Raw genomic sequence first — 16,765 nt, 5'->3', positions numbered from 1 at the left:
CAAGCATATGACCAAATTCACGACCCGCAGATGGCTGATAACCGCCGGCCTGCTTAGTAGTTTCGCCGCTGCGCCCGGCTGGGCAGCAAAGGATGCCGTGATTGCCGTAGGCTCTAATTTCACCACGCTCGACCCTTATGATGCCAACGACACCCTGTCGCAGGCGGTGGCGAAATCCTTCTATCAGGGGCTGTTCGGCTTTGATAAGGATATGAAGCTGGTAAACGTGCTGGCGGAAAGCTATCAGGCCAGCCCCGACGGCCTGACCTGGACCATCAAGCTGCGTTCCGGTATTAAGTTTCAGGACGGCACCCTGTTCAACGCCGAGGCGGTAAAGGTGAATCTCGATCGCGCCAGCGACGAAGATAACCACCTGAAGCGTTATAACCTGTTTAAACATATCGCCACCACCGAGGTGGTCGATCCCACCACGGTGAAGATCACCCTGAAGCAGCCGTTCTCCGCCTTTATTAATATCCTGGCCCATCCGGCGGCGGCGATGATTTCCCCTACCGCACTGAAAAAATATGGCAAGGAGATCGGCTTCCATCCGGTCGGCACCGGTCCTTATCAGTTTGTGACCTGGAACCAGACCGATTTTGTGAAGGTGAAAAAGTGGGACGGCTACTGGAAACCGGGCTATCCGAAACTTGACAGCATTACCTGGCGACCCATTGTGGATAACAATACCCGCGCCGCGATGCTGCAAACCGGTGAAGCCAATTTTGCCTTCCCGATCCCTTATGAGCAGGCGAAACGGCTGGAGCAAAACAGCAAGCTCGATTTAGTCAGCACGCCGTCAATTATGCAGCGCTATATCAGTTTTAACGTCACCCAGAAGCCGTTCGATAATCCGAAAGTGCGCGAAGCGATCAATTACGCGATTAACCGCGAGGCGCTGAGCAAAGTCGCCTTTGCCGGTTATGCCACGCCAGCAACCGGCATCGTGCCGCCGTCGATTCCCTGGGCGCAAAGCTATCCGGCGATTGAGTACAATCCGGCGAAAGCGCGCCAGTTGCTAAAAGAGGCAGGCTACCCGGACGGTTTCAGCACCACGCTCTGGTCTTCTCACAACCACAGCACCGCGCAGAAAGTGCTGCAGTTTACTCAGCAGCAGCTGGCGCAGGTGGGCATTAAAGTGAAGGTCACGGCGATGGATGCCGGACAGCGCGCGGCGGAAGTAGAAGGGAAAGGGCAAAAAGAGAGCGGCGTACGGATGTTCTATACCGGCTGGTCCGCCTCGACCGGTGAAGCTGACTGGGCGCTGACGCCGCTGTTTGCCACCGCCTCCTGGCCGCCAGCAATCTTTAACACCGCCTTTTACAGCAATGAACAGGTGGATAAAGATCTGAACGACGCGCTGAAAACCACCGATACGGCAAAAAAAGCGCAGCTGTATAAAGATGCGCAGGACCGTATCTGGAACGATCGCCCCTGGGCGCCGCTGGTGGTGGAAAAGCTGGTTTCGGCTCATAGCAAATCGCTGAGCGGTTTTTACATGATGCCTGACACCTCTTTTAATTTTGATGAAGCCGATCTGAAGTAATGTCCGCGTCGCCAGCCGCTGAGGCTGGCGTCTGTGACGCAGGGAAACGCATGCTGAACTATTTCCTTAAACGCCTGCTGGGATTGATACCTACGCTGCTGATCGTGGCGGTGCTGGTCTTTCTGTTTGTTCATTTACTGCCAGGGGATCCGGCGCGGCTGGTGGCCGGGCCTGAAGCCGATGCCAGCGTGGTTGCGCTGGTGCGTCAGGATCTGGGACTGGATAAGCCGCTGCCGCAGCAGTTTTTGCATTTTATGGTCAACGCGCTCCAGGGGGATTTTGGCACGTCGATGGTATCGAAAAGGCCGGTATCGGAGGAGATCGCTTCACGCTTTCTGCCGACGCTGTGGCTGACGCTGACCAGTATGATCTGGTCAGTAATTTTTGGCATGGGGATTGGGATTATCTCCGCCGTCTGGCGTAATCGCTGGCCGGATCGCATCGGCATGACGCTGGCGGTATCGGGCATTTCCTTTCCCGCTTTTGCGCTCGGCATGCTGCTGATGCAGGTTTTTTCCGTGGAGCTGGGCTGGCTGCCGACCGTCGGTGCGGAGAGCTGGCAGCACTATATCTTGCCCTCTATTACGCTGGGCGCGGCGGTGGCGTCGATTATGGCGCGTTTTACCCGCGCCTCTTTTATTGAGGTGATGCAGGAAGACTATATGCGCACCGCACGCGCCAAAGGGGTGCGCGAGTCGAAGGTGCTGATTAAACATGGCTTGCGCAACGCCATGATTCCGGTAGTCACCATGATGGGCTTGCAGTTTGGCTTTCTGCTGGGCGGCTCGATTGTCGTGGAAGTGGTATTTAACTGGCCAGGCCTGGGACGCCTGCTGGTGGATTCGGTGGAGATGCGCGACTATCCGGTGATACAGGCGGAGGTACTGCTGTTTTCACTGGAGTTTATCCTGATCAACCTGATCGTGGATATGTTGTATGCCGCCATTAACCCGGCGATACGGTACAAATAAGGAGCTGCGATGAAAAACTGGCGACGAGAGGCAGCTCTGAAGGTGATGCCCCTGCAACAGAGCGAGCGGGTACGTACGCCGTGGCGCGAATTCTGGCGACGTTTCCGCCGTCAGCCTGTGGCGCTGGCGGCTGGCGTTTTTGTGTTATTGCTGATTGTGCTGGCAATATGCGCGCCGTGGATTGCGCCATTTGATGCTGAAAATTATTTTGATTATGACCGGCTGACGGAAGGCCCTTCCGCCATGCACTGGTTTGGCGTGGATTCCCTTGGCCGCGATATTTTTAGTCGGGTACTGGTGGGCACCCGCATTTCGCTGCTGGCGGGCTTTTTTTCCGTCGCTATCGGCGGAGCGATCGGTACCGCGCTCGGTCTGCTGGCTGGTTACTATGAGGGCTGGTGGGACCGCATTATTATGCGCATCTGCGATGTGCTGTTCGCCTTTCCGGGGATTTTGCTGGCGATTGCGGTCGTGGCGATCATGGGCAGCGGTATGTCCAACGTTATCGTGGCGGTAGCAATTTTCAGCGTGCCCGCCTTTGCCCGTCTGGTGCGCGGCAATACGCTGGTGCTGAAGCATCAAACCTTTATCGAGTCGGCACGCAGTATCGGCGCATCGGACTGGACTCTGATGGTGCGCCATATTCTGCCCGGCACGGTCTCATCGATTGTGGTCTATTTCACCATGCGCATCGGCACCTCGATTATCACCGCCGCCAGCCTGTCGTTTCTGGGGCTGGGCGCGCAGCCGCCTACGCCAGAGTGGGGCGCGATGCTTAACGAGGCGCGAGCGGATATGGTGATGGCACCGCACGTAGCGATTTTCCCCAGCCTGGCGATTTTTCTGACGGTGCTGGCCTTTAACCTGTTGGGCGATGGCCTGCGCGATGCGCTCGATCCGAAACTGAAAAGCTGAAAACCGCCCGCGACGGGCAAATTCACCCGTCGCGCCTTTCGCTGTCTACACTTACTCTTCGGACAGCAAAAAGAGAGGAAAAATGAAGCCGTTAACATGGGCAATTATTGGACCGGGCGCTATTGCGCATCAGTTTGCCGCTGCTCAGGAAGCAATGGGCAGGCAAATCTATGCGGTAGGTGCCAGAAGCCGCGAGAAAGGTGAAGCGTTTGCGCAACGCTACGGTATTGAGCGGGTATTTGATGATATTCCCCGGATGCTGGCCGATCCGCAAATAGACGCGGTCTATATCTCTACGCCACACGCCAGCCATTTCAGCTGGATGAAGCAGGCGCTGGAGCAGGGCAAGCATCTGCTGGTGGAAAAGGCAATAACTGTCAGCAGCGATGAGCTGAGTGAGATTAATCAGCTGGCGGCAGAGAAGAAGCTGATCGTAGCCGAGGCGATGACGCTGTTTCATATGCCACTGTTTCATCAGCTGAAAACGCTGATTGAAAGCGGAAAACTGGGCAAGCTGAAAATGATTCAGGTCTCTTTTGGCACCGTTAAAGAAGCCGACCCCAATAACCGTTTCTTTAATCCACAGCTGGCAGGCGGCGCGTTGCTGGATATCGGCACTTATGCGCTCTCGTTTGCCCGCTTTTTCCTGAGTGAGCAGCCGAACCAGCTGTTTACCACAGTGGCTAAATTCAGCACCGGCGTTGACGAACAGTGCGGCATTCTGCTGCAAAACAGCCAAAACGAAATGGCCACCATCTCGCTGGCGTTTCGCGCCAAAATGCCGAAGCGCGGCATTATCGCCTGCGAGCATGGCTTTATTACCGTTGATGATTTCCCGCGCGCGCAGCAGGCGCAGTTAAGCTGGGCGGATGGCACCATGGAAACCCTTGAAGCGGGGGAGACCGGGCGTGCGCTACAGTATGAAATTCTGGCGCTGGAAAAATATGCCGCCGAAGGCGTGAATCCACTGCACTATCTGACCAATGATGTTGTGGCCCTGATGACTGATATTCGTCAGCGATGGGGGATCCGTTACCCCTTTGAATCCTGAGTACATTGCGGCGGCTGGGCCGTCAGCCAGCGCCGCGCAATGCGGCACCGATTGAGGTAATCAAATGAAGTTAACCGCATTAGTACTGCTGTCGCTGACCTTTCCCATGATCGGCCTGGCGGCAGAGCCAGGCGAGGAGATTGATCAGCAACTGCAGGCGTGTAAGCTGCATGCCAACAGCACGGCCGATAATGCGCAGTGCTACAGCAGCGCTATTCAGCAGTGGGATGACGAGCTGAATAAGCAGTATCAGCTATTGCTTAACGCGCAGCCGCAAAGCGTCAGGCAGAAAATAATCGCCGCGCAGCGTAGCTGGTTGCACTATCGCGACAGCTATAACGCGGCGATTTCGGCCTATTATCAGCAGCAACAGGGAACGGTATGGCCGCTGGTGGCGGCAGAATCAAAATTAAAGGTGATCCGGGACAAAGCGATCGATCTATATAAATTGCGCGTGAGCACCGATTTAGCCGCAGAGCAGGAATAAAGCCGTTGCAGGATAAAAAAAAGCCCGCCAACAGGACGGGCCAAACACCAGGGAAACTAAATATTAACGTTAGTTAAAAGATTAGTTAACTTTGACTTTTTGGCGAATTTTTAGCTTTTTTAAGCGCCAAAGCGTGAAAATAATCACAGTTTACCCTCTGATTTCTGAAGGAGTGCATGATGTCTCGTCCATTAGTCTCTCTGGTATTAAGCGGGGCGCTGCTGTTTTCAGCCTCCTCTCTGGCGGCGCAGGTTACGGTGCAGCAGTTGCAGGACAAGCTCGATCACCCCTGGTCACTGGCTTTTTTACCCGATAATAAAACCATTCTGTTGACCGAGCGGTCAGGCGCGCTACGCCTGTGGCAGCCGGAAAAGGGGCTGTCGCAGCCTGTTGAAGGCGTGCCGGAGGTATGGCATCAGCGTCAGGGCGGCCTGCTGGATGTGGCGCTGGCGCCCGATTTTGCCCAAAGCCGCCGCGTCTGGCTCAGCTATACCGAAGCGGATGAAAGCGGGCGCGCCGGGGCGGTGGTTGGCTACGGCAGACTGAGCGAAGACGGGCGTCGGCTGGCGGATTTCAGGGTAGTGCTGCGTCAGCAGCCCAGGCTTTCCGGCGGTGCTAACCTTGGCACCCGCCTCGCCTTTGACCGCGAAGGGTATCTGTGGATCGCCTTTGGCGATAATTTCCAGAGCGCAACCGCGCAGGATCTGGATAAGCTCACCGGCAAACTGGTGCGTCTGAAAGGCGATGGCACGGTACCGCAGGATAACCCTTTTGTTACGCGGCCCAATGCGCGCCCGGAAATCTGGGCCTATGGTCTGCGTAATCCACAGGGGCTGGCGCTTAACCCCTGGACGCAGGAGATGTGGGAAAGCGAGCATGGCCCTCGCGGCGGTGATGAGGTTAATATTCCGCGAAAAGGGAAAAACTATGGCTGGCCGCTGGCCACCTGGGGCGTTGACTATAGCGGCGATAAGGTGCCTGAATCAAAAGGCGGTGAAGCGCCGGGTACTGAACAGCCGGTTTACTGGTGGAAAAATTCACCCGCCATCAGCGGCACGGCCTTTTACAATAGCGCACGTTTTCAGCCCTGGAAAAACTCGCTGTTTATCGGCGCACTGAAAGAGAAAAATTTGATTCGCCTGAGTCTGAATGGCGATAAGGTGATTGAAGAAGAGCGTTTGTTGCAGGATCGCGGCGAGCGGATCCGTGATGTGCGTCAGGGACCGGACGGTTATCTCTATGTGTTGACCGATGAGAGCAATGGCAAGCTGCTGAAGGTGGGTTTGCAGCCCTGAGCCACCAGACGGGATCCAGCCTGACCCTGTGGCGTGCGGGTCAGGCTGGCAGGATTATTTTTCCCAGTGCGTGACTTCCCAGCCGCGCTGCCGTGCTTCCTGCAATAGCTGAATATCAGGGTTGATAACGCAGGCGTGATCCGCCTGTTCCAGCAGCGGGAGATCGGTAATCGAATCGCTGTAGGCCCAGGTATGCTGAAAACGTTTCTCCTGTTGCAGCGATCGCCAGTCAGCCAAATGAGGCGCTTTGCCCGCTCGCCCGTTTAGGGTGCTGCACGGCTGGCCGCTGTAGCGATCGTTGATAATTTCCACGCCCACCGCCAGCGCGCCGTGTAGCCCAAGCCGCTGCGCTATGGGCGTTAACAGATGCTCGCCTCCGGCGGAGACCAGCATAATGGTGTCGCCGCGTTGCTGATGCCAGGCAAGCCGTTCACGGGCGGCGGGGTAAACACGCGGCACAATATCACGCTGTATAAAACGGCGAACCCAACCGCTGACGGTTAGCGTCGCCATCCCGGTTAACGGTGCCAGCGTTCTGTTCATGTAGGTTTCCAGCGGGATCTCCCCCTGATGATACTGCGCCATTAATCTCTGCTCTTCAGCAATTAAGCTTTCAGGTGCGTAGCCTTGCGATGCCAGCCAGCGCATCCACAGGCTGTTGCTGTTTGCACAAATCAGCGTTTCATCAAGATCGAAAAGCGCTAAATCCATGGTGATTCTCCTCGGAGCGGGTTTAATCAGATTAGCGGAATTTTGTGATCGTCTTAATTGATTTAGGCAAAATCAGAATCAACCCTGGTCTGTGTGATTTGTGTTAAGGCACAGAATAAGGTTTATCTAATAAACTCTAAGAAACTTTACGATGCAGCCGTTTTAATCAACGCGCCGACAGGTTAGCGTAAGACGCTGCGTTTCATATCCCAATGAAACTTATACTATTTCTACAGGTTATCTGATTCCATCATGAAAAAATTGCGTCTTCACGCCGGCGTTGGTTCGCTGGCGCTCTGCGGCACGCTGTTGCTGCTTCCCGTTGTTGTTAATGCCGTACAGGCACCTGCTGCGCCACAGGTTGAGGCTAAAGCCTGGGTGCTGATGGATTACGCCAGCGGCCAGGTGCTGGCGGAGGCCAATGCCGATCAGCGTCTCGATCCCGCCAGCCTGACGAAAATTATGTCCAGCTATGTGATTGGTCAGGCGCTTAAAAGCGGCAAGATTACCCGCGACGATATGGTTACCGTAGGGCAGGATGCCTGGGCGACCGGTAATCCGGTTCTTAAAGGTTCGTCGCTGATGTTTCTCAAGCCCGGCGACCGGATTCCGGTATCGGAGCTGAATAAAGGCATAGTGATTCAGTCAGGTAACGATGCCAGTATCGCACTGGCGGATTACGTGGCGGGCAGTCAGGATGCCTTTGTCGGGCTGATGAATAATTATGCTAACGCGCTGGGGCTGAAAAATACCCATTTCAAAACCGTTCACGGGCTGGATGCGGAAGGTCAGTACAGTACCGCGCGCGATATGGCGTTACTGGGGCAGGCGCTGATACGTGACGTGCCGGAAGAGTATGCGTTGAATAAAGAGAAGTCGTTTACGTTTAATAATATTACCCAGCGTAACCGCAATCGTCTGCTGTGGAGCAGCAATTTGCATGTTGATGGGATTAAAACCGGTCATACGTCAGGCGCGGGTCATAATCTGGTGGCCTCGGCTACCGAAGGGGATATGCGTTTGATTTCTGTGGTTATGGGCGCGGAGACCGACAGTATCCGTTTTCGCGAAAGTGAAAAGCTGTTGACCTGGGGCTTCCGTTTTTATGAAACGGTCACGCCGGTTAAGGCCGATGCGCCTTTTACTCAGCAGCGCGTCTGGTTTGGCGATCGGAATGAGGTTGCGCTTGGCGTGGCAAAAGATGCTGCCCTCACTATCCCGAAAGGGCAGATGAAAGATTTGAAGGCCAGTTTTACCCTGAGTTCGCCGCAGCTGGAGGCACCGTTGAAAAAGCATCAGCAGGTGGGAACGATTAATTTCCAGCTGGATGGCAAGACGATTGCGCAACGGCCGTTAGTGGTACTGGAGCCGGTGCAGGAGGGCAGTTTTTTTAGCCGGATGTTTGATTTTGTGATGATGAAGCTGAACGGCTGGTTTGGTCAGTGGTTCTCGTAGGCGCGTTTGACGCCGGCGAGAGAAGTTCAGGCCGTTCTGTATCTGTTTGAAGTCTGAGTTTTCGGTGTCAGCACGGAGAGTCCAGGCCGATCGTAAAGACGCAAAATATGTCATCCCTGACAGCTCGACCCGCGCCGTCCATGGCGCGGGACGCTTTACTCTTCTGCCTGGACTTTCTGCGCCTTGTGCTCGCGATGGCTATGGCCTGAACTTTCCGCGCTTTGTGTTCCGGAGATAGTTGAGGCCTGAACTGCCGTAGAAAATAAGGAAGGCCAGCAGTGTGCTGGCCTGGTGTGTAGCGAATTAGCCCAGAAGGGAAAAAATGATAGCGGAGATGGAGATCAGGCCAATAAGCGTGACAAAGATATTGCTCAGCGCACCGCTGTAACGACGCATCGCCGGTACTTTATTGATGGCGTACATCGGCATCAGGAACAGCAGGACCGCAATAATCGGACCGCCCAGTGTTTCAATCATGCCAAGAATGCTCGGGTTCCAGGTCGCCACCAGCCAGGTGGTCAGCAGCATAAACAGGGCGGTAAAGCGGTTCAGCTTCTTCTCATCCATGCTTTTGCCTCGACTGCGCAGGCTTTTGATAATTAAGCCATTGAAGCCTTCGCGCGCGCCAAGATAGTGGCCCAGAAACGATTTGGTGATCGCCACGATAGCCACAATCGGCGCCATCCACGCCATCATCGGCGTATTAAAGTGGTTAGCCAGATAGGAAAGAATCGAAATATTCTGCGCTTTGGCTTCCGCCAGATTAGCTGGCGACAGTGACAGCACGCAGCTAAAGACGAAAAACATTACCGTCAGCACCATCATCATATGGCTGAGCGCCAGAATGCGTGAGCATTTTGCTTCAGCCTCTTCGCCATATTCCTGACGTTTGGCAACGGCAAAGGCGGAGATGATCGGCGAGTGGTTAAAAGAGAAAACCATTACCGGCAGCGCCAGCCATAAGGTCATTCCCAGGCTGCTACCGCTGCCGCTTAATGAGGCGTGCTGGAAAATCGCTGTGCTCCAGTTAGGGATTAACCACAGCGCCAGCAGCATCAGCACCGCAACAAACGGGAAAACCAGCATGCTCATGGTTTTCACAATCGCCTCTTTACCGAAGCGCACAATCATCATCAGGCCGACAATCAGCAGCAGCGCCAGCAGCGCGCGCGGCGGTGCCTGCATGTGCAACTGGTGGGTCAGAAAGCTTTCTACCGTATTGGTGATCGCCACGCTGTAGACCAGCAGGATAGGGTAAATTGCGAAGAAGTAGAGCAGGGTAATAACTTTACCGGCGCCTGCGCCGAAATGTTCTTCCACTACCTCGGTGATATCTTCGCCCGGCTTGCTGCCGGAAAGCACAAAGCGGCACAGGCCACGGTGCGCATAATAGGTCATTGGGAAGGCCAGCAGGGCCATAATGATCAGTGGAATTAGCCCACCAATGCCGGCATTAATCGGTAAAAAGAGGACGCCCGCGCCAATGGCGGTGCCGTACAGTCCTAACATCCACATGGTATCGGTTTTACGCCAGCTGCTAACGCGTGTTGCCGTCCGCCCGTTCTGGATTGCGGTTTGCTGTGAAGCCATTACCATCTCCATGAGTAACGTATGAATATAAAACCGTCAGCGCTCAGTTAAATCCTGCGAAATTTCCGCCGTCGGCAAACAGAATGAATACTGGAATTCTCCATTTTCGCGGCACACTCTACCACCATCTAAATAAGTTAAAAGTGTCAGCAGAGAGCTATCAGGTGATAACGATCACAATACAAAGAATAAATTAGGCTTGATAAGCTGGATGTTTAATTATTTTTAATTTAATTGTCTAAGTTTGTTGTGAAACATAGAGGATAAGGCTGAACTTTTATCTTTTTAGCGGTAGCAAATAGCGCCTCCTTTTGTCGGTTTTTTAAGCGGTTAAGATTCTATTTCTATTTAAATCAATAAATTAAAATAGTGCTTGTTTAATATTTATCCCTCTTGCGCAACCCATTTAATTAGAAGAGGCATCGTTTGCGCAATAAAAATGGGCGAAGATACAACCGGCAATAAATAAAAAGGGATAAAAAAAAGGCCTGTTAAACAGGCCTGTGAAGCAAGGTAAATTAATTGCGCACCCAGCCTTTTCTGATCGGCAGGGAAAAAAGCAGGCGATAAATCTGATGCAGTAATTTCATTAGCGGCTCGCCGTACCACGGCCATGCCATTTGCGAGAACAGGCAGCCCAGCAGGCCTACCAGCAGTCCACCCAGCATATCCATCGGCCAGTGTACGCCCAGATAAATTCGTGACCAGGCGATAGCTAAGCCGATCGCCATCAGCACTATGCCAGACCAGATGCGATGCCAAAAGATAAAGGCCAGGGCAAAAGTAAAGATGGTGGTGCCGTGGTCGCTGGGGTAAGAGTCATCCGGCGCATGCGACAGAAATTGATGCCCCAGTCCAATGGCGAAAGGACGTGGATGCGGAAACAGCTGCCCCACGCACCAGGAGATCGCCAGCGCATAAAGCAGGGCGATACCGGTTTTCAATACCAATGTCCGAATGCCACGGTGCGGCCCCCATAGCCACAGCACGGCGATCAACAGCGGGACGATAGCGATTAAGTCTTTGGCGATAAAGGTCGCCAGTTCCAGTAACCAGGCCGCTGACTGCGGCGTGGCGTTGATCCAGAGAAACAGCGTCCGGTTCAACTCTTCCATCATTATTTCTTCCTCATCTTATTCGTCAGGTACGTTACGCACCCGTAAGTCAACAGCTGCGCCAGCCAAACCCACCAGCCTGCCCATAAATTATGAGTAAGGAAGTGCGCGCCGCGCATCATTTGTCCGTAACCCATCACTAAGCCCAGCACTACGGCTCCGCTCCAGCACAGCCAGGCAAGGCGGCGGCGCGTCGGCCAGTAAAGGAAAAACAGCGCCATTAAACTGAAGCCGCTTGAAGCATGACCACCCGGAAAACAGCGGCCAGGCCCGCTATCTGGCGGCGCAACGCCAAGCAGCGGCCAGGCAACGGCCTTGCCGCCGAACATCACCAGATCCCACGGACACGAATGCGCGCTGGTCGCCTTGAGCACGCCCACCACCAGCGGACCGATACCTGTCAGCAATGCCACCAGGATCCAGCGAGGCTGGCGACGCAGCAACCCGGCGATCAACAGCGTAACGCCGGTCACGATCACCATATCCTTCAGCAGCCGGTGATTGATAAGATCCAGCCAGCGATTATCTTTCCATGGAAAGCGCTGCGTCAGTGGGTCGAACCAGTAACCGGTTAGCGCATTGTCCAGGGAGCCGTCACGAGCGAGCCATAAAAACAACAGGCCAAAAACTGCCAGTAAAACAGCGTGGATAGCGTAAAAGCGTGCGGATAAAGGGTAAAGCGCGTTAATCCTAATCGGGGGTAATGTTTCGTGTTGGTTTAACTTTGAAGAAAGTTGCATGACAGTGTCCATAGCTCATTACAGACGGGCTATAGTGCGCAGCGGCGCTTAAGAAAACATTAAGAGGCGGGAAACAGCCATAAAAAAACCCGCTAATCATTGATTAACGGGCTCCACAATTTGGGATTTCAAAGAAAAGCAGTGGCACTTATTCAGACTGCCTCTCGCTAAAGAAGTTCGCAGCCGAATTCAAATATTTTTTAACCGCCCAGCGCTGGCCAGATAATCACGATAAGCGTACCCGCCAGCGTCAGCAAAACGTTGGCGATGGCATAGGTGCCAGCATAGCCCAGCGCCGGAATATTACTGCGTGCCGTATCGCTGATGATCTCCATCGCCGGGGCGCAGGTACGCGCCCCCATAATCGCTCCGAACAGCAGCGCGCGGTTCATGCGTAGCACATAGGCGCCAAACAGATAGCAAAGCACCACCGGCAGGAGGCTGACCAGCAGCCCGCTCAGCAGCATCAGCAGACCGGTTTCGCCCAGCCCGTGGCCGAGACCGCTGCCAGCGCTCAGGCCGACGCCCGCCATAAATACCATCAGGCCGAACTCTTTAACCATGGTTAACGCGCCCTGCGGGATATAGCCGAAAGTAGGGTGGTTGGCGCGTAAAAAACCCAGCATGATGCCTGCAAACAGCAGACCGGCTGCGTTGCCAATGCCAAAGCTAAACGCACTGAACTGAAAGCTCACCATGCCAATCATCAGGCCGATAATAAAAAAGGCGCAGAAAGCCAGCAGATCGGTGACCTGACTGTGAATAGAGATAAAGCCGATGCGATCCGCCAGGCTTTTTACTCGTCGGGCTTCGCCGCTTACCTGTAGCACATCGCCTTTGTTCAGCATAATGCTTTCATCAATCGGCATTTCAATTTGGCTGCGAATAACACGGTTAAGAAAACAGCCGTGATCGGTGAGCTTCAAATGACTCAGGCGTCGGTTCACCGCATTGTTATTCTTGACCACGATCTCTTCCGTTACGATGCGCATATCCAGCAGGTCGCGATCGAAAACCTCTTTACCGTTACGGAAGCTGGGATCGAGCCGCGCGTGGGCATCGGGATAGCCCACCAGGGAAATTTCGTCGCCCAGCTGCAGCACCGCATCGCCGTCGGGGTTGGCCAGGATACCATTACGACGAATACGCTCAATATAGCAGCCGGTCTGACGGTAAATGCCCAGCTCACGCAGGTTTTTTCCATCCGCCCAGGCGACCAGCTCCGGACCTACGCGATAGGCGCGGATCACCGGCAGATAAACTTTACGCTGGCTGTCGGTGTCCAGGCCGCGCTCACGCGCAATTTGCTGGGCGCAGGTTGGCAGATCCTGATGCTGCAGGCGCGGCAGATAGCGCGCGCCAAAAATCAGGCTGACCAGGCCGACCAGGTAAGTCAGGGCGTAACCAAGGCTGAGATGATCTTGCATCTGACCAAGCAGATGGCTGTCGTTCATTGACTGCCGCAGCGTATCGCCCGCGCCCACCAGCACCGGGGTTGAGGTCATCGCACCCGCCAGCATGCCCGCCGTCAGGCCAATATCCCAGCCGAAGGCTTTGCCCAGCGCCAGCGCTAACAGCATGGCGCTGGAAACCATCACCAACGCCAGCATCAGATAGTTTTTACCGTCGCGGAAAAAAATAGAAAAGAAATTGGGACCGGCTTCCACTCCGACGCAAAAAATAAAAAGCATAAAGCCCAGGCTAAGCGCATCGGTATTAATTGAGAAATGCTGCTGGCCCAGTAATAGTGAAACCACTAAAACACCAATGGAATTACCCAGTTGCACTGAACCCAGTCGTAATTTACCCAGGCACAGTCCTAAAGCCAGTACAACGAATAATAACAATATATCATTACGGCTTAACAAATCTGCGACGTTTATATTCACGTATTAACTTCTTGTTTACCAGTAACTTGTTGAAAGACCTGAGATTCCAGGCTAACGTTTATTCCTGTGACCGCTATGATAAGCCAGACAGCTTAGCGTCTGGAACGCTGTATTCAGGAGTAAGTATAGAGTGGCATTCATTTTATTCATTTATTCAGCAGACCTCCAGCAGAAAGCCGCAGCAAAAGAAAATATTTATTAACTTTTACTCGTTAATTTTTTAACAGCCTTTGGCGTGAATAGTTATTTTTGACAATCCTGGTTCGCACAAATAAACGAGGAAAGATTATGCTGTTGTATAGCGTCCGTTGGCCGGGCGTCGTGATTTGTATGACGCTTTACTGCGCAACATTTTTCCTGACTCGTTATGGCGGCGCTGAAGAGACGCCAGGGCAAACCTCTGAGCAAACCGGCCTGCTGCTGTTTATGTTGCCGGGCCTGATTGCCGCGATGATCAATCGTCATACGCCGCTGGCACAGGCTTTAATGGCCGCGGTAACCGCAACGCCTTTCTGCATGCTGATGGGCATCAGCGGCACCTTTATACCTTTTCCGCTGCTGCAGGAGCTGGCATGGATGACCAGCGCCATCTTTTGGTGCGGCTTTGGCGCGCTGCTGGTGATGCTGTGGCGTACGCTGGCGGCCTCGCGTATTACACGCTAACCGCCATAAAAAAAACCGACGCGCTCTGTAGCGGGCCGGTTTTTTTGTGCCTGTAATTTACAGTGCGACGCCCAGGTTCGCTTTGCTCCACGCGTTGAAGTCAGTGAAACCGCCGAGATGCTGCTGATCGACAAAAATCTGGGGGACAGTTTCTACCGGTTTGCCCACGGTTTTTTCCAGGTCCGCTTTGGTAATGCCTTCGGCCTGAATATCAACGTAGCGGAAATTAAAATCGTCACGCTCTGCGGTCAACTTCTCCGCCAGTTCTTTTGCACGCACACAGTAAGGGCAGCTGGGGCGACCAAAAATGACTGCAAGCATCGTTATCTCCTTTATGTCACATTTTTGTGTGAATTATGTCACACTTTTAAGCTCAGTAAACGCATCATGAACCGCAACCTTCGCCATTGTAAAGAAGGCTCTGCCTGTTGGTACAATGTGCAGAGGCTATGCGCCAGAAAGGGAATGACGTTTTACTATAAAGTCCCGTGCGCTTATTTTAAGCGTATCGTCCTGATGTGCCTGCCGTCATCGTGCTGATGCGATGCCCGAGCCAGGTGATGGCACCTGACGTTTTTGGCTGCTGTCGGGACGATACTTCATCAAAAAATTCCGGAGATTTACATGACGCCGACTATTGAACTGTTACGTACGCATCGTTCGATTCGTGCCTTTACCGATCAACCGATTAGCGATGAACAGCGTGAGGCGATTATCGCTGCTGCGCAGTCGGCTTCCACTTCCAGCTTTTTACAGTGCTCTTCTATTATCCGCATCACCGATAAAGCCTTGCGGGAACAGATGGTGACGCTCAGCGGTGGTCAGCAATATGTGGCGCAGGCGGCGGAATTTTGGGTTTTTTGCGCCGATTTCCAGCGCAATCTGCAAATTTGTCCCGAGGCGCAGCTGGGCCTGGCGGAGCAGCTATTATTAGGCTGCGTTGATACGGCCATCATGGGCCAGAATGCGATGGTGGCCGCCGAGTCGCTGGGGCTGGGCGGCGTCTATATCGGCGGGATCCGTAATAATATTGAGCAGGTCACCGGGCTGCTGGGCTTGCCCCAGCATGTGCTGCCGCTGTTTGGCATGTGTCTGGGCTGGCCGCAGCATGAACCCGATGTGAAACCGCGTATGCCCGCCACGATGCTGGTGCATGAAAACCGCTATCAGCCGCTGGATCGCCACCAGCTTGATGAGTACGATCGTCAGCTGGAGGCTTACTATCAGCAGCGTGACAGCAATCAACGCAGCGATAATTTCAGCAACCATATTCGACGCACTATCGTGCGTGAAAGCCGTCCTTTTATTCTGGATTACCTGCATAAGCAGGGTTGGGCAACGCGATAACTGGATGCGGAGACCGCTGGGTGAAAATTGCCATCCTTTCCCGTGACGCAACGCTTTACTCCTGTAAGCGGCTGCGTGAGGCCGCGCTGGCGCGCGGTCATCAGGTTGATACCATCGACCCGCTTTCCTGTTATATGAATATCAATCCCGCTTCGGCGGCGGTGCACTACCGTGGCGAGCTGCTGCCACATTACGATGCGGTGATCCCCCGTATCGGTCCGGCAACCACCTTTTACGGCACTGCGGTGCTGCGCCAGTTTGAAATGTGCGGCAGCTATCCGCTGAATGAATCGGTGGCGATTACCCGGGCGCGTGACAAGCTGCGTTCGCTGCAGTTGCTGGCGCGCCAGGGCATCGATATGCCGGTTACCGGTTTCGCCCATTCCCCCGATGATACCCGCGATCTGATTGAGATGGTGGGCGGTGCGCCGCTGGTGGTTAAGCTGGTAGAGGGAACCCAGGGCATCGGCGTGGTGCTGGCGGAAACGCGTCAGGCGGCGGAAAGCGTGATTGACGCCTTTCGCGGTTTGAACGCGCACATTATGGTGCAGGAGTTTATTAAAGAGGCGCAGGGGCGTGATATTCGCTGCCTGGTGATCGGCGATGAAGTGGTGGCAGCTATTGAGCGCGAAGCGAAAGAGGGCGATTTCCGCTCTAATTTACATCGTGGCGGCCGCGCTCGCCGCGTCGAAATTACGCCGCGTGAACGGGAGATTGCGGTCAGGGCGGCGGCCACGCTTGGGCTGGACGTAGCGGGGGTGGATATTTTGCGTGCCCGGCGCGGCCCGCTGGTGATGGAAGTTAATGCCTCGCCGGGACTGGAAGGCATTGAAAAAACTACCGGGTTGAATATCGCGGCGATGATGATTGACTGGATAGAGCAACATGCTCGCCCCGGTTTCAGTCTGAAAACCGGCGGATAACCCGCCTTTTTGACCCTCGGACGTGGTTTTCAGGTTGCTTTTTCCGTAAGCTATTGCGCTTATTTCA

16 protein-coding genes are annotated in these 16,765 nt (G+C 54.2%); 10 read left to right on the top strand and 6 right to left on the bottom strand.

Going from position 1 to position 16,765, the window contains the following annotated elements:
* Positions 1 to 7: 7 nt before the first annotated feature.
* The 6 genes from gsiB to B1H58_RS00465 all read left to right on the top strand — a co-directional run bounded on the left by gsiB (position 8) and on the right by B1H58_RS00465 (position 6,265).
* Positions 8 to 1,546 (top strand): glutathione ABC transporter substrate-binding protein GsiB, encoded by a 1,539-nt coding sequence (gsiB, locus tag B1H58_RS00490; RefSeq protein ID WP_085067475.1) that lies wholly within the window; start codon positions 8 to 10, stop codon positions 1,544 to 1,546.
* A 50-nt stretch (positions 1,547 to 1,596) separates the two neighbouring features.
* The gene (gsiC, locus tag B1H58_RS00485) at positions 1,597 to 2,517 is read left to right on the top strand and encodes a glutathione ABC transporter permease GsiC (protein WP_085067474.1); all 921 of its coding nucleotides are present in this window, start codon (positions 1,597 to 1,599) and stop codon (positions 2,515 to 2,517) included.
* A gap of 9 nt (positions 2,518 to 2,526) precedes the next feature.
* Positions 2,527 to 3,432, top strand: a complete 906-nt coding sequence (gene gsiD, locus B1H58_RS00480; protein ID WP_085067473.1) for a glutathione ABC transporter permease GsiD — start codon at positions 2,527 to 2,529, stop codon at positions 3,430 to 3,432.
* 82 nt (positions 3,433 to 3,514) lie between these two features.
* Positions 3,515 to 4,483: a Gfo/Idh/MocA family protein gene (locus tag B1H58_RS00475; protein WP_085067472.1), complete on the top strand. Its 969-nt coding sequence runs from the start codon at positions 3,515 to 3,517 to the stop codon at positions 4,481 to 4,483.
* A 64-nt stretch (positions 4,484 to 4,547) separates the two neighbouring features.
* The gene (locus B1H58_RS00470) at positions 4,548 to 4,970 is read left to right on the top strand and encodes a lysozyme inhibitor LprI family protein (RefSeq protein WP_085067471.1); all 423 of its coding nucleotides are present in this window, start codon (positions 4,548 to 4,550) and stop codon (positions 4,968 to 4,970) included.
* A 179-nt stretch (positions 4,971 to 5,149) separates the two neighbouring features.
* Complete coding sequence (locus B1H58_RS00465; protein WP_085067470.1) at positions 5,150 to 6,265, top strand: PQQ-dependent sugar dehydrogenase; 1,116 nt, start codon at positions 5,150 to 5,152, stop codon at positions 6,263 to 6,265.
* A gap of 54 nt (positions 6,266 to 6,319) precedes the next feature.
* Here B1H58_RS00465 and B1H58_RS00460 read toward each other — a convergent pair whose 3' ends face one another.
* Complete coding sequence (locus tag B1H58_RS00460) at positions 6,320 to 6,976, bottom strand: HAD family hydrolase (RefSeq protein ID WP_085067469.1); 657 nt, start codon at positions 6,974 to 6,976, stop codon at positions 6,320 to 6,322.
* Between the two features lie 252 nt (positions 6,977 to 7,228).
* Between B1H58_RS00460 and B1H58_RS00455 the strand changes: the two genes are divergently transcribed.
* Complete coding sequence (locus B1H58_RS00455; RefSeq protein ID WP_085067468.1) at positions 7,229 to 8,431, top strand: serine hydrolase; 1,203 nt, start codon at positions 7,229 to 7,231, stop codon at positions 8,429 to 8,431.
* 303 nt (positions 8,432 to 8,734) lie between these two features.
* On the opposite strand, the gene B1H58_RS00450 is transcribed toward B1H58_RS00455, so the two are convergent.
* From B1H58_RS00450 to B1H58_RS00435, 4 genes are all read right to left on the bottom strand, one after another.
* Positions 8,735 to 10,021 carry an HAAAP family serine/threonine permease gene (locus B1H58_RS00450; RefSeq protein WP_085067467.1) on the bottom strand — a complete coding sequence of 429 codons (1,287 nt, stop codon included), beginning with the start codon at positions 10,019 to 10,021 and terminating at the stop codon, positions 8,735 to 8,737.
* Positions 10,022 to 10,539: 518 nt separating this feature from the next.
* Entirely contained in the window at positions 10,540 to 11,136 is a 597-nt protein-coding gene (ybjG, locus tag B1H58_RS00445; protein ID WP_085072197.1) for an undecaprenyl-diphosphate phosphatase, read from the bottom strand.
* 2 nt (positions 11,137 to 11,138) lie between these two features.
* Positions 11,139 to 11,876: a phosphatase PAP2 family protein gene (locus tag B1H58_RS00440; protein ID WP_085067466.1), complete on the bottom strand. Its 738-nt coding sequence runs from the start codon at positions 11,874 to 11,876 to the stop codon at positions 11,139 to 11,141.
* 200 nt (positions 11,877 to 12,076) lie between these two features.
* On the bottom strand, positions 12,077 to 13,765 hold the full coding sequence (locus B1H58_RS00435; RefSeq protein WP_085067465.1) for an aspartate:alanine antiporter: 1,689 nt from the start codon (positions 13,763 to 13,765) through the stop codon (positions 12,077 to 12,079).
* A 288-nt stretch (positions 13,766 to 14,053) separates the two neighbouring features.
* Here B1H58_RS00435 and ybjM point away from each other — a divergent pair, with 288 nt between their 5' ends.
* The gene (gene ybjM, locus B1H58_RS00430) at positions 14,054 to 14,428 is read left to right on the top strand and encodes an inner membrane protein YbjM (RefSeq protein WP_085067464.1); all 375 of its coding nucleotides are present in this window, start codon (positions 14,054 to 14,056) and stop codon (positions 14,426 to 14,428) included.
* Positions 14,429 to 14,485: 57 nt separating this feature from the next.
* Here the strand turns inward: ybjM and B1H58_RS00425 are convergent, their stop codons facing one another.
* Positions 14,486 to 14,749 carry a GrxA family glutaredoxin gene (locus tag B1H58_RS00425; RefSeq protein ID WP_085067463.1) on the bottom strand — a complete coding sequence of 88 codons (264 nt, stop codon included), beginning with the start codon at positions 14,747 to 14,749 and terminating at the stop codon, positions 14,486 to 14,488.
* Between the two features lie 303 nt (positions 14,750 to 15,052).
* Between B1H58_RS00425 and nfsA the strand changes: the two genes are divergently transcribed.
* Positions 15,053 to 15,775 carry an oxygen-insensitive NADPH nitroreductase gene (gene nfsA, locus B1H58_RS00420; protein WP_085067462.1) on the top strand — a complete coding sequence of 241 codons (723 nt, stop codon included), beginning with the start codon at positions 15,053 to 15,055 and terminating at the stop codon, positions 15,773 to 15,775.
* A gap of 20 nt (positions 15,776 to 15,795) precedes the next feature.
* Positions 15,796 to 16,698 carry a 30S ribosomal protein S6--L-glutamate ligase gene (rimK, locus tag B1H58_RS00415; protein ID WP_085067461.1) on the top strand — a complete coding sequence of 301 codons (903 nt, stop codon included), beginning with the start codon at positions 15,796 to 15,798 and terminating at the stop codon, positions 16,696 to 16,698.
* Positions 16,699 to 16,765: the final 67 nt, after the last annotated feature.

This window comes from Pantoea alhagi, from assembly GCF_002101395.1.
Lineage (GTDB): Bacteria > Pseudomonadota > Gammaproteobacteria > Enterobacterales > Enterobacteriaceae > Mixta > Mixta alhagi.
The sequence above is the reverse complement of the archived record's forward strand: the minus strand, read 5'-3'. Positions and strand labels throughout refer to the sequence as shown.

Coding starts and splice junctions, on each gene's coding strand:
- gsiC (WP_085067474.1), top strand. CDS start 1,597: ATGCTGAACTATTTCCTTAAACGCCTGCTGGGATTGATACCTACGCTG.
- gsiB (WP_085067475.1), top strand. CDS start 8: ATGACCAAATTCACGACCCGCAGATGGCTGATAACCGCCGGCCTGCTT.
- B1H58_RS00465 (WP_085067470.1), top strand. CDS start 5,150: ATGTCTCGTCCATTAGTCTCTCTGGTATTAAGCGGGGCGCTGCTGTTT.
- B1H58_RS00470 (WP_085067471.1), top strand. CDS start 4,548: ATGAAGTTAACCGCATTAGTACTGCTGTCGCTGACCTTTCCCATGATC.
- ybjM (WP_085067464.1), top strand. CDS start 14,054: ATGCTGTTGTATAGCGTCCGTTGGCCGGGCGTCGTGATTTGTATGACG.
- gsiD (WP_085067473.1), top strand. CDS start 2,527: ATGAAAAACTGGCGACGAGAGGCAGCTCTGAAGGTGATGCCCCTGCAA.
- B1H58_RS00455 (WP_085067468.1), top strand. CDS start 7,229: ATGAAAAAATTGCGTCTTCACGCCGGCGTTGGTTCGCTGGCGCTCTGC.
- ybjG (WP_085072197.1), bottom strand. CDS start 11,136: ATGGAAGAGTTGAACCGGACGCTGTTTCTCTGGATCAACGCCACGCCG.
- B1H58_RS00440 (WP_085067466.1), bottom strand. CDS start 11,876: ATGCAACTTTCTTCAAAGTTAAACCAACACGAAACATTACCCCCGATT.
- B1H58_RS00475 (WP_085067472.1), top strand. CDS start 3,515: ATGAAGCCGTTAACATGGGCAATTATTGGACCGGGCGCTATTGCGCAT.
- B1H58_RS00460 (WP_085067469.1), bottom strand. CDS start 6,976: ATGGATTTAGCGCTTTTCGATCTTGATGAAACGCTGATTTGTGCAAAC.
- B1H58_RS00425 (WP_085067463.1), bottom strand. CDS start 14,749: ATGCTTGCAGTCATTTTTGGTCGCCCCAGCTGCCCTTACTGTGTGCGT.
- nfsA (WP_085067462.1), top strand. CDS start 15,053: ATGACGCCGACTATTGAACTGTTACGTACGCATCGTTCGATTCGTGCC.
- B1H58_RS00450 (WP_085067467.1), bottom strand. CDS start 10,021: ATGGCTTCACAGCAAACCGCAATCCAGAACGGGCGGACGGCAACACGC.